The organism is Nonomuraea rosea (genome assembly GCF_039539705.1).
Taxonomy (GTDB): Bacteria; Actinomycetota; Actinomycetes; order Streptosporangiales; family Streptosporangiaceae; genus Nonomuraea; species Nonomuraea rosea.
Map to the genome: position 1 here is coordinate 135,555 of NZ_BAABDQ010000010.1, position 26,546 is coordinate 162,100.

At 72.1% G+C, this 26,546-nt stretch carries 21 protein-coding genes and 1 tRNA gene; 11 read left to right on the forward strand and 11 right to left on the reverse strand.

Features of this window, described 5'->3' with window-relative positions; all coding sequences use genetic code 11:
* Positions 1 to 14 precede the first annotated feature (14 nt).
* Positions 15 to 1,565 carry a histidine ammonia-lyase gene (gene hutH, locus ABEA43_RS24155; RefSeq protein WP_345565087.1) on the forward strand — a complete coding sequence of 517 codons (1,551 nt, stop codon included), beginning with the start codon at positions 15 to 17 and terminating at the stop codon, positions 1,563 to 1,565.
* Here the strand turns inward: hutH and ABEA43_RS24160 are convergent.
* A complete protein-coding gene (locus ABEA43_RS24160) occupies positions 1,562 to 2,764 on the reverse strand; it encodes a Rid family hydrolase (protein WP_345565089.1) in 1,203 nt (400 codons plus the stop codon). The genes hutH and ABEA43_RS24160 overlap by 4 nt on opposite strands.
* A gap of 57 nt (positions 2,765 to 2,821) precedes the next feature.
* On the opposite strand from ABEA43_RS24160, the gene ABEA43_RS24165 reads away from it, so the two are divergent.
* From ABEA43_RS24165 to ABEA43_RS24180, 4 genes are all read left to right on the forward strand, one after another.
* Positions 2,822 to 3,739, forward strand: coding sequence for a LysR family transcriptional regulator (locus tag ABEA43_RS24165; protein ID WP_345565091.1), 918 nt, complete (start codon positions 2,822 to 2,824; stop codon positions 3,737 to 3,739).
* Entirely contained in the window at positions 3,706 to 4,719 is a 1,014-nt protein-coding gene (locus ABEA43_RS24170) for a chorismate-binding protein (RefSeq protein ID WP_345565092.1), read from the forward strand. The genes ABEA43_RS24165 and ABEA43_RS24170 overlap by 34 nt, the downstream gene beginning before the upstream one ends.
* The gene (locus tag ABEA43_RS24175) at positions 4,720 to 5,550 is read left to right on the forward strand and encodes an aminotransferase class IV (protein WP_345565094.1); all 831 of its coding nucleotides are present in this window, start codon (positions 4,720 to 4,722) and stop codon (positions 5,548 to 5,550) included.
* Positions 5,551 to 5,798: 248 nt separating this feature from the next.
* Positions 5,799 to 6,209: a serine/threonine-protein kinase gene (locus ABEA43_RS24180; protein WP_345565096.1), complete on the forward strand. Its 411-nt coding sequence runs from the start codon at positions 5,799 to 5,801 to the stop codon at positions 6,207 to 6,209.
* 116 nt (positions 6,210 to 6,325) lie between these two features.
* On the opposite strand, the gene ABEA43_RS24185 is transcribed toward ABEA43_RS24180, so the two are convergent.
* Positions 6,326 to 7,663 carry an LVIVD repeat-containing protein gene (locus ABEA43_RS24185; RefSeq protein WP_425570353.1) on the reverse strand — a complete coding sequence of 446 codons (1,338 nt, stop codon included), beginning with the start codon at positions 7,661 to 7,663 and terminating at the stop codon, positions 6,326 to 6,328.
* A gap of 128 nt (positions 7,664 to 7,791) precedes the next feature.
* Here ABEA43_RS24185 and ABEA43_RS24190 point away from each other — a divergent pair, with 128 nt between their 5' ends.
* A complete protein-coding gene (locus tag ABEA43_RS24190; RefSeq protein WP_345565100.1) occupies positions 7,792 to 8,412 on the forward strand; it encodes a DUF305 domain-containing protein in 621 nt (206 codons plus the stop codon).
* A 96-nt stretch (positions 8,413 to 8,508) separates the two neighbouring features.
* Here the strand turns inward: ABEA43_RS24190 and ABEA43_RS24195 are convergent, their stop codons facing one another.
* Positions 8,509 to 8,925 (reverse strand): SsgA family sporulation/cell division regulator, encoded by a 417-nt coding sequence (locus tag ABEA43_RS24195; protein ID WP_020547189.1) that lies wholly within the window; start codon positions 8,923 to 8,925, stop codon positions 8,509 to 8,511.
* Positions 8,926 to 9,405: 480 nt separating this feature from the next.
* Between ABEA43_RS24195 and ABEA43_RS24200 the strand changes: the two genes are divergently transcribed.
* A tRNA-Val gene (locus ABEA43_RS24200) sits at positions 9,406 to 9,477 on the forward strand.
* A 239-nt stretch (positions 9,478 to 9,716) separates the two neighbouring features.
* On the opposite strand, the gene ABEA43_RS24205 is transcribed toward ABEA43_RS24200, so the two are convergent.
* From ABEA43_RS24205 to ABEA43_RS24240, 8 genes are all read right to left on the reverse strand, one after another.
* Entirely contained in the window at positions 9,717 to 11,417 is a 1,701-nt protein-coding gene (locus tag ABEA43_RS24205; RefSeq protein ID WP_345565102.1) for a phospholipase D family protein, read from the reverse strand.
* 30 nt (positions 11,418 to 11,447) lie between these two features.
* Complete coding sequence (locus ABEA43_RS24210) at positions 11,448 to 12,821, reverse strand: sensor histidine kinase (protein ID WP_345565103.1); 1,374 nt, start codon at positions 12,819 to 12,821, stop codon at positions 11,448 to 11,450.
* Complete coding sequence (locus ABEA43_RS24215) at positions 12,818 to 13,507, reverse strand: response regulator transcription factor (RefSeq protein WP_345565105.1); 690 nt, start codon at positions 13,505 to 13,507, stop codon at positions 12,818 to 12,820. The genes ABEA43_RS24210 and ABEA43_RS24215 overlap by 4 nt, the downstream gene beginning before the upstream one ends.
* A gap of 102 nt (positions 13,508 to 13,609) precedes the next feature.
* The gene (locus tag ABEA43_RS24220; protein WP_345565106.1) at positions 13,610 to 14,935 is read right to left on the reverse strand and encodes a cation:proton antiporter; all 1,326 of its coding nucleotides are present in this window, start codon (positions 14,933 to 14,935) and stop codon (positions 13,610 to 13,612) included.
* Positions 14,904 to 16,268, reverse strand: coding sequence for a cytochrome P450 (locus ABEA43_RS24225; protein WP_345565108.1), 1,365 nt, complete (start codon positions 16,266 to 16,268; stop codon positions 14,904 to 14,906). Before ABEA43_RS24225 ends, ABEA43_RS24220 begins: the two co-directional genes overlap by 32 nt.
* Positions 16,262 to 17,314 (reverse strand): alpha-hydroxy acid oxidase, encoded by a 1,053-nt coding sequence (locus ABEA43_RS24230; protein ID WP_345565109.1) that lies wholly within the window; start codon positions 17,312 to 17,314, stop codon positions 16,262 to 16,264. The genes ABEA43_RS24225 and ABEA43_RS24230 overlap by 7 nt, the downstream gene beginning before the upstream one ends.
* Complete coding sequence (locus ABEA43_RS24235; RefSeq protein ID WP_345565111.1) at positions 17,314 to 18,879, reverse strand: NAD(P)-binding domain-containing protein; 1,566 nt, start codon at positions 18,877 to 18,879, stop codon at positions 17,314 to 17,316. Before ABEA43_RS24235 ends, ABEA43_RS24230 begins: the two co-directional genes overlap by 1 nt.
* An 82-nt stretch (positions 18,880 to 18,961) precedes the next feature.
* Positions 18,962 to 20,482 (reverse strand): class I adenylate-forming enzyme family protein, encoded by a 1,521-nt coding sequence (locus tag ABEA43_RS24240; protein WP_345565113.1) that lies wholly within the window; start codon positions 20,480 to 20,482, stop codon positions 18,962 to 18,964.
* Between the two features lie 139 nt (positions 20,483 to 20,621).
* Here ABEA43_RS24240 and ABEA43_RS24245 point away from each other — a divergent pair, with 139 nt between their 5' ends.
* From ABEA43_RS24245 to ABEA43_RS24260, 4 genes are all read left to right on the forward strand, one after another.
* Complete coding sequence (locus tag ABEA43_RS24245) at positions 20,622 to 21,308, forward strand: sulfotransferase family protein (protein WP_345565115.1); 687 nt, start codon at positions 20,622 to 20,624, stop codon at positions 21,306 to 21,308.
* Positions 21,309 to 21,537: 229 nt separating this feature from the next.
* Positions 21,538 to 24,156 carry an LAGLIDADG family homing endonuclease gene (locus tag ABEA43_RS24250; RefSeq protein WP_345565116.1) on the forward strand — a complete coding sequence of 873 codons (2,619 nt, stop codon included), beginning with the start codon at positions 21,538 to 21,540 and terminating at the stop codon, positions 24,154 to 24,156.
* Between the two features lie 242 nt (positions 24,157 to 24,398).
* Positions 24,399 to 25,724: an amidase gene (locus ABEA43_RS24255; RefSeq protein ID WP_345565117.1), complete on the forward strand. Its 1,326-nt coding sequence runs from the start codon at positions 24,399 to 24,401 to the stop codon at positions 25,722 to 25,724.
* A 31-nt stretch (positions 25,725 to 25,755) separates the two neighbouring features.
* A complete protein-coding gene (locus ABEA43_RS24260; protein WP_345565119.1) occupies positions 25,756 to 26,499 on the forward strand; it encodes an SDR family NAD(P)-dependent oxidoreductase in 744 nt (247 codons plus the stop codon).
* Positions 26,500 to 26,546: the final 47 nt, after the last annotated feature.

Consider the following 26,546-nt stretch of genomic DNA (forward strand, 5'->3'; position numbering starts at 1 on the left):
GAGAGAGACGCATCATGCGCGACAACGGAGTCGTGAACGTCGGTCCTGAGCCGCTGGCTTTCGACGACGTCATCAGGGTGGCCCGGCACGGCGCCCCCGTACAGCTCACCGACGACGCCATCGCCGCGATCTCCGCGGCCCGCCAGCGGGTGGACGAGCTCGCCGAGAGCCCGACGCCGTCGTACGGCATCTCCACCGGGTTCGGGGCGCTCGCGACGCGGCACATCGACCCAGCGCTGCGCGCCCAGCTCCAGCGCTCGCTGGTGCGCTCGCACGCGGCGGGCAACGGGCCCGAGGTCGAGACCGAGGTGGTGCGCGCGCTCATGCTGCTGCGCCTGCACACCCTGGCCACCGGGCACACCGGCGTCAGGCCGACCACCGCCAAGACCCTGGCCGCGCTGATCAGCGCGGGGATCACGCCGATCGTGCACGAGTACGGCAGCCTCGGCTGCTCCGGCGACCTGGCGCCGCTGGCCCACGTCGCGCTCACGCTCATGGGCGAGGGCGTCGTCCGCGACGCCGACGGCAAGGTGCAGCCGTCCGCCGAGGCGCTCAAGCAGGCCCACATCGAGCCCGTCGAGCTGGCCGCCAAGGAGGGGCTGGCGCTCATCAACGGCACGGACGGCATGCTCGGCATGCTCATCCTGGCCATCGGCGACCTCACCACGCTCGTCAGGACCGCCGACGTGAGCGCCGCGATGAGCGTCGAGGCGCTGCTGGGCACCGACCGGGTGTTCGCCCCCGAGCTGCAGGCGCTGCGCCCGCACCCGGGCCAGGCCCTGGCCGCCGCGAACATGACCAGGATCCTGCGCGACTCCGGCATCATGGCCAGCCACCGCGATCCCGAGGCGTGCACCCGCGTCCAGGACGCCTACTCCCTGCGCTGCGCCCCCCAGGTCGCCGGCGCCGCCCGCGACACGATCACGCACGCCGCCACCGTGGCCGGGTGGGAGCTGGCCAGCGCCGTCGACAACCCCGCCGTGCTGGACGACGGCCGCGTCGAGTCCAACGGCAACTTCCACGGCGCGCCGATCGCGTACGTCCTGGACTTCCTCGCCGTCGTGGCCGCCGACCTGGCCTCGATGTCCGAACGCCGTACCGACCGCTTCCTGGACGTGGCGCGCAACCACGGGCTGCCCGCGTTCCTGGCCGACGACCCCGGCGTGGACTCCGGCCACATGATCGCCCAGTACACGCAGGCGGCCATCGTCTCCGAGCTCAAGCGCCTGGCCGTCCCGGCGAGCGTGGACTCCATCCCCAGCTCGGCCATGCAGGAGGACCACGTGTCCATGGGCTGGTCGGCCGCGCGCAAGCTGCGCAAGTCGGTGGACGGGCTCACCAGGGTGCTCGCGATCGAGGTGCTCACCGCGGCCCGCGCGCTCGACCTGCGCGCCCCGCTGGAGCCCGCGCCCGCGACGGCGGCCGTGGTCAAGGCGCTGCGCGAGACGGTGCCCGCGCCCGGCCCCGACCGGTTCCTCGCGCCGGAGATCGACTCCGCCGTGCGCCTGGTGGCCGACGGCGGCGTGGTGGCGGCGGTGGAGTCGATCACGGGTCCCCTCGCCTAACCGGGAAGCGCGACGATCAGGTCCACCTCCAGCAGCAGGCCCGGCATGAACAGCTTCGACACCTCCACGGTCGTGCTGGCCGGGGGCGTGCCGGTGATGTACCTGCGGCGCACCGCGCCGTACTCGGCGCGGGCGTCCATGTCCGTCAGGTACGTCCGGATGAACGCGATGTCGCCGAACGTGGCGCCCTGGTCGGCCAGGATGCGCGCGATGACCTCGAACACGTGCTCGGCCTGGGCGGTCATGGAGCCTGCTCCGACGATGTTCCCCTGCTCGTCGAAGGCGGCCTGGCCCGAGACGTAGAGCAGGTCACCGGCGCGGACGGCGTGCGAGTACATGCCGTTCGTCGCGGGGATCGTGGCCACATTGAGCGGCACCGCCCGCGCCACCGGCCGGCTGCCGCTTTCGCCCGCATGCCCGGCGACGGGGGAGGCGCCGCTTTCGCCCGTGTGGTCGGCGATGGCGGTCAGGTCCCGTTCGCCCAGGCCGGCCGCCCGCGCCTGCTGCAGCCTGGTCCTGGCCGCCGCGGCCATCGTGGCGCCCTCCCAGGCGCCCAGCTCCAGGTCCTTGGCCGCGTGCGCGAGGGAGTAGCGGGTCTCGGCGGACGGGACGCGCAGCCGTTCGGCCAGCGTGCCGAGCGGGGTCCCCGACAGCACGCCGACCAGCGCGTCGCGATCCACGCCGTGCGCCGCCCCGTACGCGAACGTCTCCGCGAGCAGCACCTGGGCAGGCACCAGCGCGCTCATGACGGCGATCTTCATCGCCGCGCCCGCCCCCAGCGGCCCGAGCTCCCGCACCGACCCGAACACCTCCAGAACCTCCCGGAACCCCGCCAGGTCCCCGCCGGCCAGCACGGTGAGCGTGCCGTCCGTGGCGGGGCCCACGCTGCCCAGCACCGGCGCGTCCACGAGCCCCACGGACGCGGGCAGCAGCGCGCGCAGCTCGTGCACCGCCTCCGGCCCGATCGTGGACATCTCCACCACCGTCGCGCCCGCCCGCAACCCCGGCAGCGCCGCGGTCAGCACCTCGCGCACCGCGCCCGGGTCGCTGAGCATGGTGATCACCAGCTCGGCCCCGTCCACGGCCTCGGCGGCCGAAACCCCGGTCCCGCGCCGCCACGTCGTCACCTTGTGCCCAGCCGCCACCAGCCGCCGGGCCATGGGAGCGCCCATGCGCCCCTGTCCGAGAAATGCAATCATGCGCCCAGTGAACCTGGATGCGAGGTATTCCACCACCGACTAGATTGCATGGCAGCCATGCTTGATACGAATGCCTTTGACACAGGAACGCTCCGGCTCTTCGACGAGGTCGCCACGAGCGGCTCGTTCACCGCGGCCGCCGAGCTGTTCGGCTACACCCAGTCGGCCGTCTCCCGGCGGATCGCCGCGCTCGAACGCGCCGCGGGCGGGCCGCTCTTCGAACGCCTGGCCAGGGGCGTGCGCCTGACGCCCGCCGGCGAGGCGCTGCACCGGCACGCCGTCGCCGTCCTCGACCGGCTCGGCCGCGCGGGGGAGGAGCTGGCCGCCATCCACGGCGGGCGCGGCGGGACGCTGCGGGTGGGCTCGTTCGCCACGGCGAACGTCGATCTGGTGCCCGGCGCGCTCAAGCGGTTCGCCGAGCGGCGGCCGGGCGTCGAGCTGCGGCTGGTCGAGGGGCTCACCGCGCGGCTGATGGACCGGCTGGCCGCGGGCGCGCTGGACGTGGCCGTGATCAGCGACTATCCGGCGGGGCTGCCCGCCGAGGGCGCGCGTACGGTGCTGCTGCGTGAGGACCGGCTGCTCGTCGCGCTGCCCCGCGGGCACCGGCTGGCCGCGTACGAGGACGTGGACCTGCGGGAGCTGGCGGGGGAGACGTGGATCGAGGCCGCGCCGCGCGGGCAGCCGACGCTGCTGGTGACCGCGTGCGCGGCGGCGGGGTTCACGCCGCGCAGCGGGATGCGGGTGGCCGAATGGTCGGGCAAGTTCGGGTTCGTCGCCGCCGGGCTGGGGGTGACGCTGGTGCCGGAGCTGGCGGCGCGGGCCGTACCGGGGGATCTGGTGCTGCGTCCGCTGCGGGGGACGGCCCCCGCGCGGAAGGTGTACGCGGCTCTGCCCGAGGCGCCACTGCCCGCCGCGCTGGAGCTCGTCGAAATGCTGGGAGAATGGAAGGTGTGTACGACGGTTTCGCCCACTTAAGCCCAGGTCTGCTCGCGACCGGGCTGCGTGATGTGACGACCGACCTGTCGGCGCTCGACGGCGAGGGCTGGTGGGCCGTCGTCGTGGACTACGAGGGCAAGGTGACCTGCGCCCGGTTCGACCGGGTGCGGGAAGCGCCCCTGCCCGCACCCGCGGGCCCCTGGCGCGGGCCGCGTCCCGGTGAGTGGCACAGCTCCCTCGACCGGCCGGCCTACGAGCGCGGCGTGCGCGCGATCCGCGACCACATCGAGCGCGGCGAGGTCTACCAGGCGAACCTCTGCCGCATCCTGACCGCCCCCGTCCCGCCCGACGCGGAGCCGCTCGCCCTGGCCGCCAGGCTGGCCGCGGGCAACCCCGCACCGCACGCGGCCGTCATCCAGGTGCCGGGGCTGAGCGTGGTGTCGGCCTCCCCGGAGCTCTACCTGTCGCGGGACGGCGACGTCGTGGAGTCCAGGCCCATCAAGGGCACCGGCGCGACCGCGGACGACCTGCTGGAGAAGGACTACGCCGAGAACGTCATGATCGTCGACCTGGTCCGCAACGACCTCGGCAGGGTCGCGGCCGTCGGCTCGGTCGAGGTGCCGTCGCTGTGCGTGGTCGAGGAGCATCCCGGGCTCGTCCACCTCGTCTCCACCGTCCGCGCCAGGCTGGCGCCGGGGACGGGCTGGCCGGAGCTGTTCGCGGCGACATTCCCGCCCGGCTCTGTCACGGGCGCGCCCAAATCGTCGGCTCTGCGGATCATCAATGCGCTCGAACCAGCACCCCGCGGGCCGTACTGTGGGGCCGTGGGCTGGGTTGACGCCGACCGAGGCAGGGCGGCGCTGGCCGTGGGCATCAGAACATTCTGGATCTCGGCAGGCGAGATCCGGTTCGGCACGGGAGCGGGCATCACCTGGGGCAGCGACCCCGGGCGCGAATGGCTCGAAACCGAGCTCAAGGCAGCCAGGCTCATCGCACTGGCATCCACAGGAGGAATCTGAATGAACATCCCTGTCTGGGTCAACGGGGAACTCATCGACCCCACGCAGGCCACCGTCTCGGTGTTCGATCACGGGCTGATGGTCGGCGACGGCGTGTTCGAGACCATCAAGATCGTGAACGGCAAGTCGTTCGCGCTCACCCGGCACCTCGACCGGCTCACGCTCTCGGCCCAGCGCATGGACCTGCCCGAGCCGGACGTCGACGCGATCGCCGACGGCATCGCCAGGTGCCTGGAGGCCGCGCCCGCCTGGGCGCTCGGCCGCATCCGCGTCACCTACACCAGCGGCCCGGGCCCGCTCGGCTCCGACCGCGGCGACCAGGGCACCACCGCCGTGGTCATCGTGGACGAGCAGAAGCCGTTCCCCGGCACCGCCGCCGTCGCCGTCGTCCCCTGGCCGCGCAACGAGCGCGGCGCGCTGTCCGGCGTCAAGAGCACCTCGTACGGCGACAACGCCAAGGCCCTGCTGCACGCCAAGAGGCGCGGCGGCGGCGAGGCCATCTTCGGCAACCTCGCCGGCGACCTGTGCGAGGGCACCGGCTCCAACATCTTCATCGTGCGCGACGGGCGCCTGCTCACCCCCACCCTGGAGTCCGGCTGCCTGGCCGGGGTCACGCGCGCGCTGGTGCTGGAGTGGTGCGGCGGCGAGGAGACCGACGTGCCGCTGTCGGCCCTGTACGAGGCCGAGGAGGCGTTCCTCACCTCCACCACGCGCGACGTCCAGCCGATCAAGCTCGTCGACGACACCGAGCTGCCGGCCGCGCCGGGACCGATCACCACGAAGGCCATGCGGATCTTCGCCGAGCGCTCTGCCGCCGACCTGAACCCGTGAGCTAGTCGCATGCCTCACAAGTGAACTTGCGAGGCATGCGTGACAGTCGGTCCGCTTCGCCCGGAGGATCCTGCGACGGTGGGGAGAGTTCCGCATCGTAGGCAGGCTCGGGCAGAGCGGGCAGGGCATCGTCTATCTGGCAGAGTCGCCGGGGACCGGCCAGATGGCGGTCAAGGTGATGACCGGCGGGATCGACCGCACCTTCGCCAGGGAGCCGGCCGCCGTTCGGGCGGGACACGTTCGCGGCGGTGGCGTACCGGATCCTGCATGAGGAGCCGGACCTGGGCGACTTACCGGAGCCGCTGCGCGGGATCGTGACGCGCTGCCTGGCCAAGGACCCTGCGCGGCGGCCCAGCGCCCGTACGGTGCTGCTGGAGCTCCTGGGCGACCCCGACCCACCCCCTACGCCCGGTACGGCCCCTACGCCCGACCCAGCCCCTGCGTCTGGAACGGGGCGTGGGGTGGCCGCGGGCCGTGAGTCCGACGCGCCGCGCGAGCCCGCTACGGGTTTCGGCCGGCGGCTCGAACTCGACCGGCTCAACCGCCCGAAGTCCTTCGAGCTGGCCTGGTGGGTCGCGATCGAGGGCATCGAGCTCTCCCCCGCGTTCACCACGACCTTCGCGAACTGGCGCGACGAGCAGATCTCGCCGCCCGCCTGACCACGAAGGCCGCGCCACCCGGGACGGTGGCGCGGCCTTCGCCTACCTCAGCGGGACGCCCCGGCGCGGCGACAGGGCGGCGGGGCCTCGGCGGGGCGGCGTGCCCGGCCTGGGCGTCAGTAGGACTTCTGGGTCTGGACGTTGAAGTCGTCCATCTTGACCTGCTTGGCCGGATCGGTGAGCGGATCGTTGATCTGCAGCACGTCCAGCCCTTCCCTTATGTCACTGGAGTAGATGTAGCCGTTGTAGTAGTAGGCCGACCATGAGCCGGCGATGCCGCCGTCGGCGAACGGCGGGCGTTCGAAGTAGCCGATCTCCTTGGGGCTGGCCGAGTCGGTGAAGTCCCAGATCGACACCCCGCCCTGGTACCAGGACTGGACCATGATGTCCTTGCCCGGCACCGGGATCAGCGAGCCGTTGTGGGCCACGCAGTTCTCCTCCGCCTGCTGCTCCCTCGGGATCTTGAAGTAGCCGCGCCGCTCCAGCTTGCCGTTCACGAGGTCGTAGACGGCGTCCGCGCCCTTCGTGTTCGGCGTGTTGCTGTCGCACGTGGCCTGGCCGCCGCCGCCCAGCTCGTCGCTGAACACGACCTTGGTCGCGTCGTTGTTGAACGTCGCCGAGTGCCAGATCTGGAAGTTCTCGGTGTCGGTGATCTGCTGGATCACCTTCGGCTTGACCGGGTCGGAGATGTCGAGCAGCACGCCGTCGCCGAAGCAGGCGGCCGCGGCCAGCTTCTTCTCCGGGTAGGCGGTGATGTCGTGGCAGCCGGAGGCGAGGTCGGAATGCTGACGCTCAGGGAAGATATTCGGCTTCGCCACGATTTTTGCCGACTTAGGGGACTTCGTCGGGATCTCTACGATCTGGATGAGTTCGTGGGGCGGCGGGCACGTCGTCGACTCAGGTTCGGGGCCGGGGGAGGAGACGTACACGTACAGCGTTTCGCCGGCCGGGACCATCGTGTGCGTGTGCGAGCCGCAGTCGGTCCTGACGGCGCTGACGTACTTCGGGCTCTTCTTGTCGCTGATGTCGAAGATCCGCAGCCCTTCCCATTCCTGGCCGTCGCCGGAGTCGCACTCCTCGCCGCCGCGCGGCTCGTCGATCGACAGGACCAGCAGGTCGCCGTAGACCGTGACGTCGTTCTGCTGGGCGGGGCAGGCGACCTGGCTGACGATCTCGGGCTTGGCCGGGTCGCTGATGTCGTAGATCGCGAACCCGCCGAAGTTCCCCACGTAGGCGTAGTCGCCCTGGAAGGCCAGGTCGGTGTTGAAGTCCTCCTCGCCGTTGAGCGGGGCGGTCCTCGGCACGTGCGCGACGTGCTTGACGTTGTCGCTCGTCATCACGTCACCCGAGGGCGCCGCGGCGGGCGTATCGGCTGGAGCGCTGGTCTCCTGCGTCGTGGTGGCGGGCGTTGGAGCCCCGGCCGGCTGCTGGCCCGCCGCGCATGCGGAGGTCAACAACAGCACCGTACACAACAACGCTCCGCGCAACTTGGCAGAGATCAACGCGCATCCCCTTTGTCTCGTAGCTCACTATGGAAGCTATGTCAGGAGGTTCGCCGCTGCGTACGGTCTTCATCACAGTTATGACCACATTTGCCCTTGCGGCCTGCTCGCAGCAGCCCAGCAAGCCGACGGGACCCTCGGCCATCGGCACGGAGGCGCCCGTCATCGTGCCGGGCAGCCCGGGAGCGGAGGGCCGTACGGCCACGCCGGGGGAACGGGTCGGGCAGACGCCCGTGCCGACGGTGGCCTCGGACGTGCGTTTCGCGGAGGCCATGATCCCCCACCACCGCCAGGCCCTGGAGATGACGTCCCTGGTCGAGGACCGCACGACCACGGAATCCATCCGTTCGTACGCCCGCTCGATCACCGCCGCCCAGACCCCGGAGATCAAGGCCATGACCGGCTGGCTGGCCGAGCTCGGCCGCAGCGCCCCCGCGCAGCACGATCACCGTGCGGCGGAGGGGTACGGCATGGCGACGGAACGGCAGCTGAACGCGCTGCGCGCGGCGAAGGGAACCGTCTTCGACCGCCTGTTCCTGCAGCTCATGACGAGACATCACGAGGGTGCGGTGAAGATGGCGGGCGAGGAGCTGGCGACCGGCCGCGATCGGCGCATGCGGCTGCTGGCCAAGGACGTCTACTCGGGGCAGAGCATCGAGATCGCCCGCATGCGCCAGACCTTGGAGTCACTGCCGGCATGAACGGGCCCAGCCATTGGGGGATCGGGTGCCGTACAGGCCAGAACGGCCGGCCGGCACCCGCAGTGCGATCCCGTGTGGGGGACGGGGAATCGGGGGTCAGGACGGCCAGAGCATGTTGGTCAGCTCGGCGTCCAGATCCATGAAATCGGTCTCTCGTCCTGCGGGCACCTTCTCATAGGTGCGGTGCAGGAACTCGGTGAGCGGGGCCAGCGGTACTTCGAAGAGCGCCTGCCCGAAAGGTGACGTAAGGCTGATGTGCAGCGTGCGTTCGCCGTCGGCGCGTGCGGGCCATACCTGCACATCGCCGTCGCCGACACGCCTCACGATGCCTACTGTCAGCAGTTCGCGAGCAAAGATCCACTCGACCGGCTCGTCGTTCCCTACGTGGAAGGCCATGCGAATGGCATAAGGGTCGTCGGCTGTGTAACTCAGTCCGGCGAGCAGGGGGACGGTAGTACGGTCGGGGACCACTAGCCGAAGGCCAAGCTCGGCGGAGACGGTGGTGCTGTTCATCGTCAGCCAAACCTTTTTCGTCGTAGGTCCCCTCTTCGGGGCTTTCACTGCTCTGACGGACTTCGTCCTGAGCTATGACGCGGAACGAAGAAACCTGTAGGAAAGATTCCGCTTCTAGGGCCTTCTGTAACGCACATCACAGCTGGACATTTAGGCATCTACCAGGCTAAACGGCATCAATCGGGTCGTATTTACAAGGGTTTTGCGTGTTGTGGAGCCTGCCCCGGCGCGCCGACCAAGAACGTTTCTTGTCAAAAGATCGTGACCGATGACTGGCGGAACACGACGATGGTATGCCACCGACCCGTCGTGCCGGTGGGCAACCGCCGCGTTTCACCCGAATCCCTCTGGTGCGCCCGCCGCGCCCGCCCGCTCGCCCGCCGGACCACCCTCGGACCCCGGCCGGTCGTTTCGCTTCGCCAGCAGGTGCCAGAGTGCGGTATGGTTTTCCCCGTCGGCACCGCAAGGGACCGGCAGGGCGGGCGATTAGCTCAGCGGGAGAGCGCTTCGTTCACACCGAAGAGGTCACTGGTTCGATCCCAGTATCGCCCACCGCATCAAAGGCCGTCTCCCCGTTCGGGGAGACGGCCTTTCTGATCGTTAAGGGAGATTCCGGGGAGTTCGCTCCCAAGCCGCACCTGCGGGACTCCGCGAGCTTTCACGGCGATACGCGGGCATCCGGTGCCACCGATCCCCCAAGACCGGCCTGGCGGCGAAGTGGTCACGCTCTCGCCCCGCGCGACTGGTGACGCGCTGACGAGACGCGCTGACGGGTGCGCCCTCGGAATGCGTCAGAAGCCGCGCGATCGGCGCAGGGACGGCGGGCGGCCGTCCGGGTCGACGGCGAACCGGTACAGGGGGAGGGCCATCAGCTTCTGCATCCAGGAGAGGCGCGGCGACGGATGCGGACGCAGCCGCCCAGGCGGGCGCGGCCCCTTCTCGCCGCCCTCGTGCCAGCTCTCCAGGCGCGCCGCCGACTCCGCGAACGCCTCGAACGCCTCGACCGGATCGCACAGCTCATCCGCGCCGAATCCACCGAAGGCATCGGCAGCAGCAGAAGCGCCGGAAGGGCCGGAAGCAGCAGAAGCGCCGGAAGCGCCAGAAGGGCCCGAAGCAGCGGAGGCACCGAGGGCAGCGGAAGCACCGAAAGCGCCGGAATCGGAAGGAACGGGGGAGACGTCGAGGTCCAGGTGTTCGGACATGAGGGTCAGCCGCAGCTCGCGGGCGAACCGCAGGGCGCCGTACGGCGGCCGCGGGTCCTCGTGCTCGTCCAGCACCGCGCAGCTCAGCTCGGAGTCGTACGTCCACGACCGCAGGTTGACGTTGTCGGAGCCGACCGTGGCCCAGATGTCGTCCACCACGCACACCTTGGCGTGCACGTACACGGGCGTGCCCTGACGATTCTCCAGGTCGTAGATCGCGACGCGGTCGCCACCGGCGTCCTGTAAGCGGCCCAGCGCGTCCGTGCGGCCGATCAGGCTGGCCGGGCCCGCCAGCCAGCCGTCCTGGTCGGGATGGCGCGGCACGATGACGATCATGCGCAGGCCGGGCTCCCGTTCCAGCGCCTCGGCGAACGGCTCGATCACGTCCGTGGACCACAGGTACTGGTCCTCCAGGTAGACCAGCGAACGCGCGCGGCCGAGGACCTTGCGGTAGGCGTGGGCGATGCTGCGCTCGCCGTCCGGCGCGAACGGGTAGCTGCGCCGCCTGGCCGGATAGGTGCGCAGCAACTGCACGTTGTGGTGCCCGGCGGGGGGCGGCGGCGGGCCTGGGCAGGGCAGGGCGGGCGCGTCGTCGAGGTGGCCGAGATGGTCGCGCAGGCGGCGCAGCGGCGCGCGGGTCTCGGGGGCCGGGTCCTCCCAGCGTTCGCAGAACACCTGCTCCACCTGCGCCACGGCAGGCCCCTTGATGGCGACCTGAACGTCGTGCCAGGGCGGGCGCGGCCCGTACACCTTGGGCATCGGGGCGGATTGCGGGTCGCCCTCGTGGCGGGCGTCGTCGCGGCGGCTGTGGCACAGGTCGATGCCGCCGAGGAAGGCCACGTCGGCCGACGGGTCGCGGTCGTGGCGCAGGATGACGAACTTCTGGTGGTGCGAGCCGCCCGGTTTGGTGCGCATGTCGAGCAGTGCCTGGCCGCCGCTGGCCTCGATGTCCTCACCCAGGTGCCGGTTCTCGGACGCGCTGAAGCGGAGCCAGTCGAGGTGGGAGCGCCAGATGAGGCCGCGTACGAGGGCGCCGCGCCCGGCGGCGTCGGCCATCGCCCGGCCGATGGTCGGCCCGTCGGGCGTCAGCCGCTCGTCGGGGTCGCCGCGCCAGTCGGCGAACAGCAGCAGGTCGTCCTTGTCCAGCGAGTCCAGGCAGGCTTTCAGCTCGGCGAAGTAGGTCGCGCCGTGCACGAGCGGGCGCACGTCGTTGCCGGTCGACCAGGGTTCGAGCCGGGTCGCCGGGTTGTGCCGCTCCTCATTGGTGAGAAACCAGTCCTCAATGCGCATCCGTCCCCCGGTACCCATTCGACGGGCCTCTCACACAGGCTCGCGCGTGTCGGCAGGCGGCGGGCCGTCCACGGCCGTCCAGCTGGGGGCCGCGGGGAGGTGCACGGTGAACGTGGCGCCGCGCCCCGGCCGGCCGTCCGCCGTGATCGTGCCGCGGTGCCCGTCCACGACCTCGCGCACGAGCGCCAGTCCGAGGCCGAACCCCTGGTGGTTGGCCCCGGCGAACCGGGCGAAGAGCCGTTCGGCGTCGTCGGGATCCAGGCCCACGCCGTCGTCGCGGACGGTGAGCCTGACGGTGTCCTGGCCGGTGGAGAGGGTCACCCAGATGTGCCCGCCGACGTCGGTGTGACCGAGCGCGTTGTCCAGCAGGGCCGAGACCACCCGGCGCAGCGCGGACTCGACGCCGCGTACGACGTGGTCGCCGGGCCCCTCGCAGCGCACCTCGATGGTCACACCGCGCGCCTCGGCCCTGGCGTGCTCGGCCACGGCCAGCTCCGCGGCCAGCACGGCCAGGTCCACCGGCCCGACCGGCCTGCGCAGCTGCTGGAACTGGGCCGACAGCAGAAGGTCCTCGACCACCTCGCCGAGCTGCCTGCTGCCCTTGACGAGCTGGTCCACCTCGTCGATGAGCAGGATCGGGTCGGTGCCGCCCCGCAGCCTGCGGGCCAGGAGCTGGGCGCGAGTGTCCAGCCGGGTCAGCGGCGTGCGCAGCTCGTGGCTGACGTCGGCGGCGAAGCGGCGCTGGCGGGCGAGGGCCTCGCCGAGCGGCGCGATGGCCCGGTGGGCGATGACCTGGCTGACCAGCAGCATGGCCAGCAGTCCAGCGAGCTCCGCGGCGACGAGCGTGCGCAGCAGCCGATGCCGCTCCGCGGTCTGGTAGCTCAGGTCCATCGCCGCCTGGACGGTCGCGCCGCCGCGTCGCTGCGTCCTGATGAGGTAGTCGTGGCCGGCCACCCGTGCCTGCGTGACCCGGGTCCGCCCGTCGGCGGCCACCTGGTCGAGTGCGGTGCGCACCGGCAGCGTCGCCGGCGCGCCCGGCGAGCTCTGTACGGCGCCGCCGCGCAGCTCGAACAGCCACCCGCAGGGCGGCGGCTGGGAGACGGGTACGCGTTGCGCGATGGTGGCCAGCTCGCGTGACATGGAGGCGCTCTGCTCGTGCACCATGAAGCAGTAGACCAGCACTCCGACGAGCGCCAGCAGGACGGAGATGGCCGCCGCCACCTGCACGGTGAGCCGGCGGCGGGCCCGGATCAGCAGCCGCCGCTCCGGCTCGGGCCGGTCCGGCCGGGCGCTCCCGTTCGCCGGGCCGCCCAGCAAGGGCCGGCCCAGCGAAGGCCGGCCCCGCAAAGGCAGGCGCAGCAGAGCGGAGAGGTCGCGCAGGCGGCCCCGTCCGTGGCCGTTCACAGCGAACCCAGGCGGTACCCCACACCTCGCACGGTGCTGACGACCTCCGAGCCCAGCTTGGTGCGCAGGTAGTAGACGTACGTGTCCACGATCGACTCCTTCTTGGCGCCGTCGAAGACCCGCTGCCGCAGCGACGTGCGCGTGTGCACCTGCCGCGGGCGGGCAGCCAGTGCGCTGAGCAGCCGGCACTCCTGGCCCGACAGCGCCACCTGCTCGCCGGTCGGCAGCCGTACGACGCGGGACTCGGCATCCAGCCAGCCCGCGCCGAGCGGCAGCAGGCTGGCGTGGTCGAGGTTCCTGCGGTGCAGCGCGCGCACCCTGGCCAGCAGCTCGTCGATGTCGAACGGCTTGACCAGGTAGTCCTCCGCGCCCGCGTCGAGCCCGGCGACCCGCTCGGCGACGGTGCCGAAGGCGGTCAGGACGAGCACCGGCACGGCCCTGCCTTGGCGGCGCAGCCGCCGCAGCAGGTCCAGCCCGTCGAGCGTGGGCAGTCCGCGATCGACGATCAGCACGTCGTACGTGCGGCTCAGGCCTAGGTGCAGCCCCCGTTGCCCGTCCGGGGCCAGGTCGACCGTGTACCCCTGTTCCGTGAACAGGCCGACCAGCATGTGTCCCAGCTCGCGGTCATCTTCGACGAGCAGCAGCCGGCGGGTGGGCAGACCGGCCGTGCCCGAGATCCCAGCCACCCGTCAACCGTTGCATCAGAGCCGGGGAATTACCAGGTCCACTGGGCCATTGGCCGGGCCGCACACTGGTACACCCTGGTCTACCTGCCGGATCACTCGCGATCACGATGGATTGGACCTGGCTTCCACGCGTTCTTGAGGGATTTGATCTACCTTGCCGGCTTGTTCGAGGCGGTCGGGGAGCGCCAACCTGTAGAGCGGCAGGGCGCCCGCGGTGGTGATCACGGCCACGAGCACGAGCATGGAGAACAGCTCCTGCGTGATCATGCCCTGGGCCAGCCCGATGTTGATGAAGATCAGGATCATCAGCCCGCGGGCGTTCATGAGCGCCCCCACCGCGTACGACTCCCGCCAGGAGAACCCGAGCCCCCGCATCGCCACCGAGCACCCGAAGTACTTGCCGCAGAACCCGGCGAGCAGGATCAGCCCGAACGCCAGCAGCATGGCGCCGCCCGCGATGCCGCCGAGCTGGGTGTTCAGCCCGGAGAAGGTGAAGAAGATGGGCAGCAGCAGCGTCGAGACGACCTCCATCATGCGGCCGTGCAGCACCTCGCGGAACTTGGCCTCCCTGGGCATGGCCAGCCCGGCGAAGAAGCCGCCGAAGACCGCGTACACGCCGATCCAGTCGGTCATCCAGCCGGCCGCGAGCGGGATGAGGATGACGGCGTACATCGCGCCGGGGCTGAGCTGGCCGGTGCGCGCGACGGTCCTGCCCATCGGGCGCAGCAGCGGCGCGACGACCTTCAGCATCACGACGGCGAACACCGCGGTCAGCCCGATCGTGGGCAGCGCGTCGGTCGCGCCGGTGCCGAGGTGCATGGCCGACAGCACGGCCAGGATGCACCAGGCGAGGGCGTCGTCGATGGAGGCGGCCAGCAGGGTGAGCCGGCCGAGCGGGGAGTTCTGCAGGCCGCGCTCGTACAGGATCCTGGCCAGCATGGGGAACGCGGTCAGCGACAGCGCGCCCCCGACGAACAGGGCGAACTGGAACGGGGACACGTCCTGGCGGGACAGCAGGCTGTACAGGAGGAGCCCCGCGCCGAAGCCGAGCAGCAGCGACGGGATGATCCCCGACGCGGCCAGCACGGACGCCTTGCGGATCTCACCCGGCGTGCGCGCGCTGTGGTCGAGCCCGGCTCCGACCAGGAACATGTAGAGGGTCAGGCCGATGGTGCTCAGCACGTACAGGACCGGCCGGACCTCCGGCGGGAACAGGGCCGCCTGCGCCTCCGGGAACAGCCAGCCGAACAGCGTCGGCCCGAGCAGCACGCCGGCGACCATCTCGCCGAGCACGCGCGGTTGCATCACCATGAGGGCCAGCCGCCCGCAGATCGCCGCGGCGATCAGGATGACGACCAGGGCGGGCAGGACCTTGAGCACAAGGGCGAGGTTCGGGTCAGGAGCCGTGACGTGGACCAGGATGGACATGCCGATCCTCCGGTTCTGTGAGGAAATGTCGCTCGCACAGCCGCTGCCGGCGCGCGTGCCAGACCATGTAGGTGCCGAGGACGAGCTGCACGAGGCTGCGCCACACGTCCTCCCAGCGGTCGCGTACGCGCAGCCAGGCCAGCACGGGGCCGGGCCGGTGGGGAGCGTCACGAGGGGTGAGCAGGCAGGGCCCGCGGCTGGGCAGGGACCTGGTGTGGGTGACCGAGGAGTCCAGGACGTAGCGGTCCAGGACCTCCCGCGCGACCACCCGCATGGCGATCGGCGCCAGCCGCCAGGCCGGGCACGGGCGGTTGGCCGCCACGCCGAACGGGATGTGGTTGAGCTCCTTGGCGGGCCGCTCGCCAAGGGCCGGGTCGAAGCGGCCGGGGTCGAAGCGGCCCGGGTCGGCGAACCCGGCGCGGTGGAACTCCGGGTAGTCGAAGCAGAGCACCGAGCCGGCGGGGATCGTGGTGCGCTCGTCGAGCCGGATGTCGCCGGTGGTGATGCGGTGGGCGATGCCGAAGAGCGGGTAGAGCCGCAGCGTCTCGGCGATCACCTGGTCGAGGTAGCGGTCGTCGCCCGTACGCGCCCTGCGCTGCACGTCCGGGTGCTGGGCGAGAACCAGCAGCAGGTGGGCCATGGCCTCCGACATCTGCACGACGGCGGTGTTGAAGAAGGCCCCTTGCAGGTAGTACGCCTGCTCGCGGGGGGTCAGGCCGGCCGGGAGCGGGCGGCGTACCAGGTGCAGGCGGTCGAGGAGGTAGCCGGTCAGGCGCAGGCGGCGCCGCATGTGCCGAAGGCCCGTGCACTTGAGCGAGGTGACGACGTCGTTCGCGTTGCCGGCGATCAGGTCGCGGGCCTCGCGCGGGCACGGCTCGCCGAACACGAGCTCGTACGAGAACTCCGCCCACAGCGGCATCATCAGATCCCGCAGCCTGATCAGCCCGCGAACGTCCTCCAGCGCGCGGCCGGCGCAGCGGCGGGCGAGCTGCTCGGCCTGCGCCCGCGGCACCACGAGCAGGTCCCGGGTGACGTGGGCGACGGCGTCGTAGCGTTCGCCCGCCTCCAGGTGCTCCTGGTGCATCTCGGGGCCGGGCGACAGCCAGTACCAGAACAGATCGGACAGCGCGGCGCCCTTGCTCCTGCCGTTCGCGGCCGGATGCGCGTAGACCTCCCTGAACCGTTCGACGCCGACGAGGTCGCCGGGCACCGGGATGCCCTCCTCGCCGTTGATCCGGGCGAAGAGCCAGGCCCGCACCGCCACGATCCGGGCCGGCAGCCACCACGGCAGGCTCATCAGCACGAGGACGGCCGCGACGGCCGCGATCACCATGATCGCCGCACCATGCCGGGCTCCAGCTCGCCGGCCGACGCGCAGCCGCACAGGACGAGCGCGTGCTCGACCTCGGCCCGCAGCAGGCTGAGCACGCGGGTCACCCCCCGCTCGCCGTCCGCCGCCAGGCCCCAGATCACCGGGCGGCCGACCGCGACGGCGGCGGCGCCGAGCGCCAGTGCCTTGAGCACGTCGGTGCCGCGCCTGACACCGCCGTCCAGCAGCACGGGAACGGCGCCGCCGACCGCCGCCACGATGTCCGGCAACAGGTCGATCGTGGCGGGCACCGTGTCGAGCTGCCGCCCGCCGTGGTTCGACACCATGATCGCCGAGACGCCGTGGTCGAGCGCGAGCCGGGCGTCGGCGGGATGGGTGACGCCCTTGAGCACGATCGGCAGCGCCGTCAGCTCCTTGAGCCGGTCGATGTGCTCCCACGACAGCTCGGGCGACATGACGATCGGACGGACCCGGTCGCCGTCGGCTCCGTCGCGCATGTTCTCGCAGCACAGGTGCTCGGGCAGGTCGTGGAAGCCGTTGCGCAAATCACGCTCGCGCAGGCCCATGACCGGCGAGTCCACGGTGACGACCAGCGCCTTGCAGCCGGCCGCCTCGGCCCGGCGGACGAGTGTCCCGGTGAAGTCCGCGTCCGGCTGCACGTAGAGCTGGAACCACAGGTCGGCGTCCGGAGCGGCGGCGGCCACGTCCCCGACGGCGACCGTGGCGGCCATGCTCACGATCATGATGGTCTCCGCGGCGGCGGCCGCCCGCGCCGTGGCCCGCTCGCCCTCGGGGTCGGCGAGCCGGTGGAACGCGGTCGGCGCCACCAGCACGGGCACGGCCGCCCGGCTGCCCAGCAGGGTCACTCCGGTCTCGACCTTGGCCACGCCGCGCAGCACCCTGGGCACCAGCCCGAGCCGGGCGAACGCGGCCTCGTTCGCCCGGACGGTGAGCTCGTCGCCGGCGCCGCCGGCGAAATAGTCGTAGTGCGCGGGTTCGAGGCGCGCCCTGGCCTCCTCCTCGAACCCGCGCAGCGTCCCGAGTCCCATCAGGCCGGCACCGAGGCGATGCGGCGGGCGAAGAAGGCCCGGAGCGGCTCGACGTGGACCTCCTCGGAGTCCCACTCGTTCTCCAGGTTCTCGGTGATGTGGTGGGCGGCCGTGGCTTCGCCCGGACGGTGGTGGCGGATCACCGGGTGCAGATAGTGGCCCTCGTGCGCGCGGGCCGAGTCGCTCTGGCGGATGCGGCCGACCGCGATGTCGAAGGGGTCGATCTTGTCGTGGTCGGGGCCGTACTCCAGGGTGATCGAGAAGTGGCCGCGCGCGCCGATCGGCGGCCCGGTCAGGTCGTGCGGCAGCTCCTCCAGGTAGCGGGCGGTGCCGCCGTCCAGCACGATCACGTCGGCCAGCAGGCCGAACTGCTGCCACAGCGCGGAGGTGCGGTTGACCCGCTCGATGACCGCCGCCGCGAGGGCCGACGGGTCGGCGGGCAGCTCCCTGGAGGGCCACGGCACGTCGTGGTGCCGGGACTCCAGGAAGCGGTGCAGGGCGCGGACGCCGTACCTGAAGCCGTGGATGAAGCCGCTGGTGCCCTGACGGAAGTCGCGTGACTGGGTCAGCGTGCCGGCGAAATGGAGATCGGGGACGTTGACGGATTCGTAGGCGGGGGTCAGCGCCGGGAACCTGTCCCTGATCACCAGGTCGGGCCGGCACGTGTCGCCGAAGATCGAGGCGTCGAAGCGGAAGCCGGTGCACAGGATCACGCGGTCGTACGGGATGTCCTTGGTCACCTCGTTGACCCGGGCGAAGGCGACCGTGACCAGGTACGTGCCGTCGGCCTGCCGCTCGACGCGCTTGACGTCGCCGTCGAGGATCGCGTTCTGGGACTTGAGCTGGTAGGTGTCGAGCAGGCCGTTGTTGACCGCGCGCAGGTGGCCGACGTAGTGGGTGCGCCAGGCCAGGCGCAGGGAGTTGGGGCCGGAGACGTGGATCACCGCCGCGGTCTCCATCAGGTTGTCGGCCGTCTCGAAGCCGGAGTTGCCCTTGCCGATGATGAGCACCCGCCGGCCGAGGTAGTCGGCGGGGTCGGTGGAGGCGGTGTTGTACGTGTCGGCTGTCTCGATGCCCGAGATGTCCGGGATGTTGGGCTTGAGGACGCCGGCCGCGACGATGAGCCGCTTGGCCTCGTACGTGCGCCCGCTCTCGTCGGTCACCCGGAACGGACCGGACCCGCCGGGGCGGTCCACGCGGACCGCGCGCGAGCCGTAGGAGATCCGCAGGCCGCACGCCTGAGCGAAGTCGGCGAGGTAGCGGACCATGTCGTCGGCGTGCGGGAAGTACCGGTCGCTGTAGTGGGTGAACAGCAGCTCGGGATCGTCCGACAGCAGCGAGTTCCAGTCCATCCGGAGATTGAGCTCCGGATCGTCCCAGCCGGTGTGCTTCTTGTTGATGGAGATGAGCGTGCGATGGCGCGGAAAGGTGCGGAAGAACTGGCCCGGCTCTTGGCCGGCCTCCAGGATCAGATATCTCCGGCCCGCCCGGTGCAGGAAGTACCCCAGCTGCAGTCCCGCCGGGCCGGCGCCGATCACCAGGTAGTCCAGGGTGTTGTCCGGCACTGACGCCTCCGTCACAGCGATGTGGTTGAAAGGACAACATCAGTGTTGGCGCGCGATTCTCAGAGATTGCTCAGAGATCGCTTCAGAGCACGCTGCGGGGCAGGTCCAGGAGGGCGCGTTTGTCTGGTTTGCCGCTGGTGGCGACCGGGACGCCGGGCACCGAAGTGATCGTCTGGGGAACGCTGTCCGCGCCGAGCTCGGCTCGTACCAGCGCGGTCAGGGCTTCCCGATCGGGGGAACGGCCTTCCTCCGGCACGACGAAGGCGTGTACGGCCTCGCCGGTGCCCTCGTCCGGCGCGCCGGCCACGTACGCCTCCGCCACGTCGGGGTGCGCGGCGAGGACGCGCTCGATCGGGCCCGCGTAGACGACCATCGCGTTGACCATGATCACGTCGCGGGAGCGGCCGGCGAGGTGCAGGAAGCCGCCCTCGTCCACGTGGCCGAGGTCGCGGGTGCGCAGCCAGCCGTCCCGCAGGGTGTCGTGGGTCTCCGCCTCGTCGTCCCAGTAACCCCGCATGACGTACGGGCTGCGGACGTGGATCTCGCCCGTCCGCCCCGGGGGCAGCTCGGCGCCCTCCTCGTCGCGCACGCTGAGCTCGACCATGGGATGCGGGCGGCCGACCGAGTCCAGGACGCCCGCGGCGATCTGCTCGGGGGTGAGCATCGCGACGTTGCCCGCCTCGGTGGCGCCGTACCCCTGGTAGACGACCGGGCCGAGCCGTTCCGCGGCGGCCGCGAGCCGGCTCGGGCCGATCGGCGAGCCGGACACCATCAGCGCCCGCAGGCTGCCGACGTCGGCGGGCTCCTTCCTGAGCAGGTCCAGCATCTGCGTCAGCCGGGGCACGGTGATGATCGAGCCGGTGATCCGGTAGCGCTCGATCGCGTACGGGAACAGCGGCCGCCCGTCGTCCTCGGGGATCACCGCGGTGCCGCCGCCCAGCAGGCACGGCGCCAGGAACTCCATGACCACCATGCTCGCCAGCGTGCCGAACAGCAGGTAGCGCTCGAAGCCCCTGGCGAAGGCGGCGGCCACGGGGGACCACACGCGCGGCTGCCACGCCCAGTGGGCGCTGAGCGCGGCGTAGGTGAACGCGCAGCCCTTGGGCCGGCCGGTGCTGCCGCTGGTGAACGTCAGCGCGGCCACGTCGCCGGGCCGGGCCGTCACGGCGAGCGGCCGATCCCCGCCACCCGGACGGGCGTCGGTGGGATGCGTGAGGAGGTCCGTCGCGCCGGGGCCGAGCGAGAGCGTCGTCCTCGCGGCGGCCAGCAGCTCGGGCGTCGCGGTCGTGGGGTCCACGAGCACGGCGTCGATGCCCATGCCGAGCACGTGAGCGAGCTGCCCCGGCGGATAGCCGGGCCGGATGCCCACGACGCGGCAGCCCAGCACGTGCGCGGCCATGTGCGCCGCGAACGCCTCGGGCGTGACGGCCGTGCGGATGGCGATCGCCCGGCCGGGCCCCAGGCCGGCCGCGCGCATCCCGTCCGCCAGCCGCCCGATCAGCTCCAGCAGCTCACCCCGGGACACGGTCCTGCCGCCGTGCTCGAATGCCGGGGTGCCGGGCGCGGCGCGCAGGGCGTCGAGCAGGGGTTGCGGGAAGACCATGGCCGGCTCCTCTGAGCGTGCTGGGGCTGGGCTTTCTGAGCCTGCTGGGATAGGCATGTCGTCATAAAACCGGATTCATCGTGAGGCTAGACAGCGCTAATCAGAGACGAATCAGAGACCTGCGGAGGGTGAGCGCGACGTGAAGGTGATCGGCGCGGGGTTCGGCCGCACAGGGACCGCCTCCCTGAAGGCGGCGCTCGAACTGCTCGGCTACGGCCCCTGCTACCACATGTCGGCGGTCATCGCGCAGCCGTACCGGGTGCGGCAGTGGCTCGACGTCGGTGAGGGCCGCTCGCGCGACTGGGACGAGATCTTCGCCGGCTTCCAGTCGGCGCTGGACTGGCCGGCCGCCGCGTACTGGCGCGAGCTGGCCGCGCACTACCCCGACGCCAAGGTCATCCTCACCGTACGGGACCCGGAACGCTGGTGGGACAGCGTCAGCGAGACCATCTTCCGCAGCGCGCTGGCCGAGCGGCGGCTACCCCTGCGCCGCCGGTTGATCCGCAGGCTGGTGGCACTCAGAGCCCCGGACTTCGCGCTCTACCCGCGCATGGCGAGGGCGACCGTCATGGACCGCGTCTTCGACGGCCGCATCGACGATCGCGAGCACGCCATCGAGGTCTTCGAACGGCACGTCGCCGAGGTCAGGGCCACGATCGCGGCGGATCGGCTGCTGGTGTTCGAGAGCAAGGAGGGGTGGGGGCCGCTGTGCGCGTTCCTGGGCGTGCCGGTGCCTGAGGAGCCGTTCCCGCAGGTCAACGAGCGGCCCGCATTCACGAGGAAGCGGCGGGGCCGGCTGTGGCGGCTGATCGTACGCGGGCGCTGAGCCGGAAAACCGGATGTGCCGCTGCGAGAAGTGTGGCTACCGTGATATTCCAGGAAAGCCGATGAACGCCTTCCCGGTGCGAAGACAGCAGTTCCTTCGAGGTTCGATTCCTTGCAGCCCCTCCCACGGGGCTGTCGCCCAATTGGCTGGGCACCTGCCGTCACCTTGATCTCGGGAGGGTTCGTGCGGCCCCCTCTCGATCGACCACGAAAGGGGGCCTCACAAAGTCATGGCGAAATTCAACAGGACACGGGCACGCGCGGCGGTCACCAGCCCCATCACGACCGAGAGCGCCCCGACGGACCTTACTCACGAAGGCGCTCCCGGCTACGTCCGCGACGCCAAGGGCGAGCTGTTCCTGCTCGCGGTCTCCAACCTGGCCGGCGAGGACACCTTCTACGAGGGGGCGGGCGAGCGCGACGCGCGCTTCCGTGCCCTGGTCCACCAGGTGGCGGTCGAGGACGGCGAGTGGCTGGCGCGCTTCCTGCCATGGCTGCGCGACACGGCCAACCTGCGCTCGGCGCCCATCGTGGCGGCGCTGGAGGCCGTCAGGGCCCGGCTGGCCGCGGGCGAGCACGGCCTCAACCGGCAGCTCGTCGACACCGTGCTGCAGCGGGCCGACGAGCCGGGCGAGGCACTGGCCTACTGGACCTCCGCCTACGGCCGCGCCATCCCGAAGCCGGTCAAGCGCGGGATCGCCGACGCCGTACGCCGTCTCTACAGCGAGCGCAGCCTGCTCAAGTACGACACCGCCGGCCGGGCCTTCCGGTTCTGCGACGTGATCGAGCTCGTGCATCCGGCTCCCGACCCGGCCAAGCCGTGGCAGGGGGCGCTGTTCGAGCACGCGCTCGACCGGGGGCACGGCCGTGACACGGACGTCCCGGACGCGCTGCCCGTACTGGCGGCCCGTGCCCGCCTGATGGCCACCTCGGTGCAGGAGCGCCGGGACCTGCTGCCCGGCCTGGGCGGCGCGGGCGTCACCTGGGAGGCGCTGGCGGGCTGGCTGCAGGGGCCGATGGACGCGGCCGCGTGGGAGGCGATCATCCCTGACATGGGCTACATGGCCTGCCTCGCCGAAGGCACCCCCGTCTGGCTCCCCGACGGCACCACCGCACCCATCGAGGAGGTCGTGGCGGACCGGCTCCCGGTCCTGAGCTACGACGCATGGCCCGTCGGGTACGGGCCGGACCAGCCCCTGGGCACCCTCGTCCCCGCCACACCGGTCGCCTGGCTCGACAACGGCGTCCGTCCGGTGGCCGCCGTCCGCTTCGCCTCCGGCCGGGTCGTCGAGGCCACCTACGACCATCGTTGGATCACCCGGCGCGAGAACGGAGGCCAGGCATGGGAGTGGACGACGACCGCCGGCCTCAAGGCCGGCGACCGCATCCCGATCCCGCTGACCGCGTCGTACTTCGGCGACAAGGGCGACGTCCGGGACGGCTACCTCGCCGGCGCCATGCTCGGTGACGGCGGGACGACCGGGACGACGGCGCGTGAGCACGGCGGGATGACCGGGACCACGCCGCGTGGGCCCGGCGGGAGGGGCGCGGTCACCGAGGTCCTGCCCGATGAGTCCTTCAGCCGCGAGTTCTGGATCGGGGCGCTGTCCGGTCTCTTCGACGCCGACGGCCGCGTCCGCGAGACGCGGGACCCCGAGGGCACGCCGCACGGTTCCGCCCGGTTCTGTGTCGGGTCGCGCCGGCTCGCCGAGCAGGTCGCCGACGCCCTGCTGCGGTTGGGCGTGCCCAGCGTCATGCGCGAGCCTGCCGTGCGGATCCGGGGCCAGGGCGAGATCACCGGTGAGCAGGTCGTCGAGGTCGACCGGGCGCCCGCCTTGGTGCGTCTGGCCGAGCTGCTCGACCTGCGCGTGGCGGGCAAGGCGGCGAAGCTGCGGTTCCTCGCCGAGCGGCTGGCCGGCGGACAGTACGCGGCCGGCGGACAGCATGCGGCCGGCGGACAGCATGCGGCCGACGGACAGTACGTGGCCGGCGAGACGCGCGGCGATGACCCGGCGGTCGCGATCGACCGCGTGGTGGCGATCGAGAGCGCGGGCGACAAGCCCACGTACTGCGTGACGGTCGAGCCGTCGCACCTGTTCGTCGCCAACGGCGTGGTCACCGGCAACTGCCTGCGGAACCTCCGCAACTTCGACGAGGCCGGGATCTCCGACGAGGCCGCCGGGCGGATCGCCGCCAAGCTGACCGACCCGGCGGAGGTGGCGGCGTCCAGGCAGCTCCCGTTCCGGTTCTACTCGGCCTACCGCAATGCGCCGTCGCTGCGGTGGGGGCACGCCCTGGATCGGGCGCTCACCCTCGCCACCGCGAACGTCCCCGAGTTCGCCGGGCGGACCCTGGTGCTCGTGGACACCTCCGCGTCCATGTCGTCCGGCTCGATCTCGCGCCGCTCGACGGTCACTCCGGTCCAGGCGGCGGCGCTGTTCGGCGTGACGCTCGCGGCCCGCGCGGAACGGGTGGACCTGTACGGCTTCGCCGACCGCGTCTTCCGCCACCCCCTCACAGCGGGCGGCTCCGTACTGGCGGAGATCGACCGGTTCTGCGGGCGGATCGGGGAGGCCGGCCACGGCACGCGGATCGCCGAGTCGCTGCGCCGGACGTACGAGGGGCATGACCGGGTGGTCATCGTGTCCGACATGCAGACCATGCGCGGGGGCGTCAGCGAGGCGGTCCCGGAGCAGGTGCCCGTCTACGGCTTCAACCTGGGCGGCTACCGCACCGCGGCGATGCCTGCCGGGGGGCGGAACCGGCACGAGCTCGGCGGGCTGTCGGACGCCACGTTCCGGCTCATCCCGCTGCTCGAAGCCGGCGCGAACGCCGACTGGCCCTTCTGACCCGGCGGTCCGGGGCCTGCTCCACGAGCCCCGCTGCACGAAGCTTGCTCCACGGGGCCCGCCCCGCGGGGCTTGCTCTACGGGGCCCGCCGCGTGGGGCTTGCTCTACGGGGCCCGCCGCGTGGGGCTTGCTCTACGGGGCCCGCTGCGCGGGGGCTCTGCTGGACTTGGGCCCGTGAAGTTCGAGGAGGCTTCGCGGGATCCGATCGAGGCGGCTCGCAGGGCCGCGTGGAGGAGGCGCGATGGCGGGAAGCGCTCTGGACCTCGTCCGCCGGTACCGGACCGGCGAGACGACGGTCGAGGAGACCGTGCATGACGTGCTGGAGCGCCTGGCGGACCTCCGCGGGCGCATCGGCGCGGTGGCCGCGACCGATCCAGGACGCAGCCTGGCCGAGGCGGCGGCCTCCGACCGCCGGCTGCGCTCCGGCGCGTGCCGGCCGCTGGAGGGGGTGCCGATCACGGTCAAGGACTGGATCGACGTAGCGGGCTGGCCCGTAACCGGCGCAACGGGCCACCCCCCGACCCGCCAGGCGGAGCCACCCGGCCCGGACGCGGGCGACGGCCGGCGGCCGGGAGAGCCATCCGGCTCGGACGCGCGGGACGGCCGTCGGCGGCCGGGAGTCGATGCGAGTGCGGTGGCGCGGTTGCGGGCGGCCGGTGCGATCGTGGTCGCGATCAGCAGCGCCATGGCCGACAACGCCGTCCACGGCGTGACCAGGAACCCGCTCGACCCGGCACGAGCCCCCGGCGGCTCCTCCTCGGGTACGGCGGCGCTGGTCGCCGCCGGAGCGGTGCCGCTCGGGCTGGGCAGCGACTCGGGCGGCAGCATCCGCCTGCCCGCCGCCTGGTGCGGGATCCCCGGCCTGAAACCGACGTTCGGGCGGGTGCCGCTCACCGGCCACTTCCCCCGGTGCGGCGCGCTGGAGGACGGCAGGACCGTCATCGGGCCCCTCGCCACGACCGTGGCCGACCTCGCCGCCGTCCTCGCCGTGACAGCGGGCCCCGACGGGCTGGACGCGGGCGTCCCGCCCGTCCCGCTGGGCGACCCGGACGAGGTGGACGTGGCGAGGCTGCGGGTGGGCGTCATGGCCGCCGACGAGCCCACGACGCTCGCGCTGGAGGCGCTGGCCAAGGCGGGCGCGACCGTGGTGGCCGAGCCGGTGCCCGACGTGCGGGAGGAGGCACTGGAGCTGACCCGCCGGCACTGGGGCAGGGCCGGACTTACGGGTACGGAGAACGTACGGGTGCTGTGGGACTGGGACCGCTTCCGCCGGCGCCTCCTCACCGCCACCGCGCACCTCGACGTGCTCCTCGCCCCCGCCGCCCAAGGACCGCCACCGCTCTGGCGCGAGTCCGTCGAATCCGACTATTTCTCAACCTTGCCCTGGAGCCTGACCGGCGCGCCCGTCGTCGTCACGCCGTCGGGCACGGCGGCCGGCTGGCCGCGATCGGGCACGGTGGCCGGCTGGCCCGGCGCGGTGCAGGTCGTCGCCCGCCCCTGGGACGACCACATCGCCCTCGCCGCCGCCCACCGGATCGAGCTCGCCCAGCGACCCCTCGGCGGCTGAGCCCCCGGAGAGCCCTGCTAGGGTGCGGCGGATGAGCGGACGTGGAGTACTGGTGACCGGCGCGTCGAGAGGCATCGGCCGCGCCATCGCGACGGCGTTCGCCGCCCAGGGCGACCGGGTGGCGATCCATCACCGGGGCTCGGCGGCCGAGGCCGCGACCCGGCTGGTCGAGCTGCCGGGCCAGGGGCACACGGTCGTGCAGGCCGACCTGGCCGACCCCGAGGGCGTGCGGCGGATGGTGGACGCGGCGGCGGGCGAGCTGGGCGCGATCGACGTCGTGGTGAACAACGCGGGCGTCTTCCTCCACCACCCGATCGTCGAGTCGTCCTACGAGGAATGGCAGGCCGCCTGGCGGCGGACGCTCGACGTCAACCTCATGGGCGCGGCCAACGTCAGCTGGTGCGCGCTCAAGCACATGCCCGCCGGCGGCCGGATCGTCAACGTCTCCTCGCGCGGCGCCTTCCGCGGCGAGCCGGACAGCCCCGCCTACGGCGCCAGCAAGGCCGGCCTGAACGCCCTCGGCCAGTCCCTGGCCATCGCCCTCGCCCCGCACGGCATCGCGGTGGCCACCGTGGCGCCGGGCTTCGTCGAGACCGACATGACGAACGAGCACCTCAAGGCCCCCAGAGGTGACGCGATCCGCGCGCAGAGCCCGTTCGGCCGGGTCGCGCTGCCGGAGGAGATCGCGGCGGCCGTCGTCTTCCTGGCCTCACCGGCCGCCGAGTGGGCCAGCGGCGCCGTACTCGACCTGAACGGCGCCTCCTACCTCCGCTGACCGCACCACGATCCGCCGCCGTCACCCCGCAACCCCGGCCCCGAAAT

Coding starts and splice junctions, on each gene's coding strand:
- hutH (WP_345565087.1), top strand. CDS start 15: ATGCGCGACAACGGAGTCGTGAACGTCGGTCCTGAGCCGCTGGCTTTC.
- ABEA43_RS24160 (WP_345565089.1), bottom strand. CDS start 2,764: ATGATTGCATTTCTCGGACAGGGGCGCATGGGCGCTCCCATGGCCCGG.
- ABEA43_RS24165 (WP_345565091.1), top strand. CDS start 2,822: ATGCTTGATACGAATGCCTTTGACACAGGAACGCTCCGGCTCTTCGAC.
- ABEA43_RS24170 (WP_345565092.1), top strand. CDS start 3,706: ATGGAAGGTGTGTACGACGGTTTCGCCCACTTAAGCCCAGGTCTGCTC.
- ABEA43_RS24175 (WP_345565094.1), top strand. CDS start 4,720: ATGAACATCCCTGTCTGGGTCAACGGGGAACTCATCGACCCCACGCAG.
- ABEA43_RS24190 (WP_345565100.1), top strand. CDS start 7,792: ATGACCACATTTGCCCTTGCGGCCTGCTCGCAGCAGCCCAGCAAGCCG.
- ABEA43_RS24195 (WP_020547189.1), bottom strand. CDS start 8,925: ATGAACAGCACCACCGTCTCCGCCGAGCTTGGCCTTCGGCTAGTGGTC.
- ABEA43_RS24205 (WP_345565102.1), bottom strand. CDS start 11,417: ATGCGCATTGAGGACTGGTTTCTCACCAATGAGGAGCGGCACAACCCG.
- ABEA43_RS24220 (WP_345565106.1), bottom strand. CDS start 14,935: ATGTCCATCCTGGTCCACGTCACGGCTCCTGACCCGAACCTCGCCCTT.
- ABEA43_RS24225 (WP_345565108.1), bottom strand. CDS start 16,268: ATGGTGATCGCGGCCGTCGCGGCCGTCCTCGTGCTGATGAGCCTGCCG.
- ABEA43_RS24230 (WP_345565109.1), bottom strand. CDS start 17,314: ATGGGACTCGGGACGCTGCGCGGGTTCGAGGAGGAGGCCAGGGCGCGC.
- ABEA43_RS24240 (WP_345565113.1), bottom strand. CDS start 20,482: ATGGTCTTCCCGCAACCCCTGCTCGACGCCCTGCGCGCCGCGCCCGGC.
- ABEA43_RS24250 (WP_345565116.1), top strand. CDS start 21,538: ATGGCGAAATTCAACAGGACACGGGCACGCGCGGCGGTCACCAGCCCC.
- ABEA43_RS24255 (WP_345565117.1), top strand. CDS start 24,399: ATGGCGGGAAGCGCTCTGGACCTCGTCCGCCGGTACCGGACCGGCGAG.
- ABEA43_RS24260 (WP_345565119.1), top strand. CDS start 25,756: ATGAGCGGACGTGGAGTACTGGTGACCGGCGCGTCGAGAGGCATCGGC.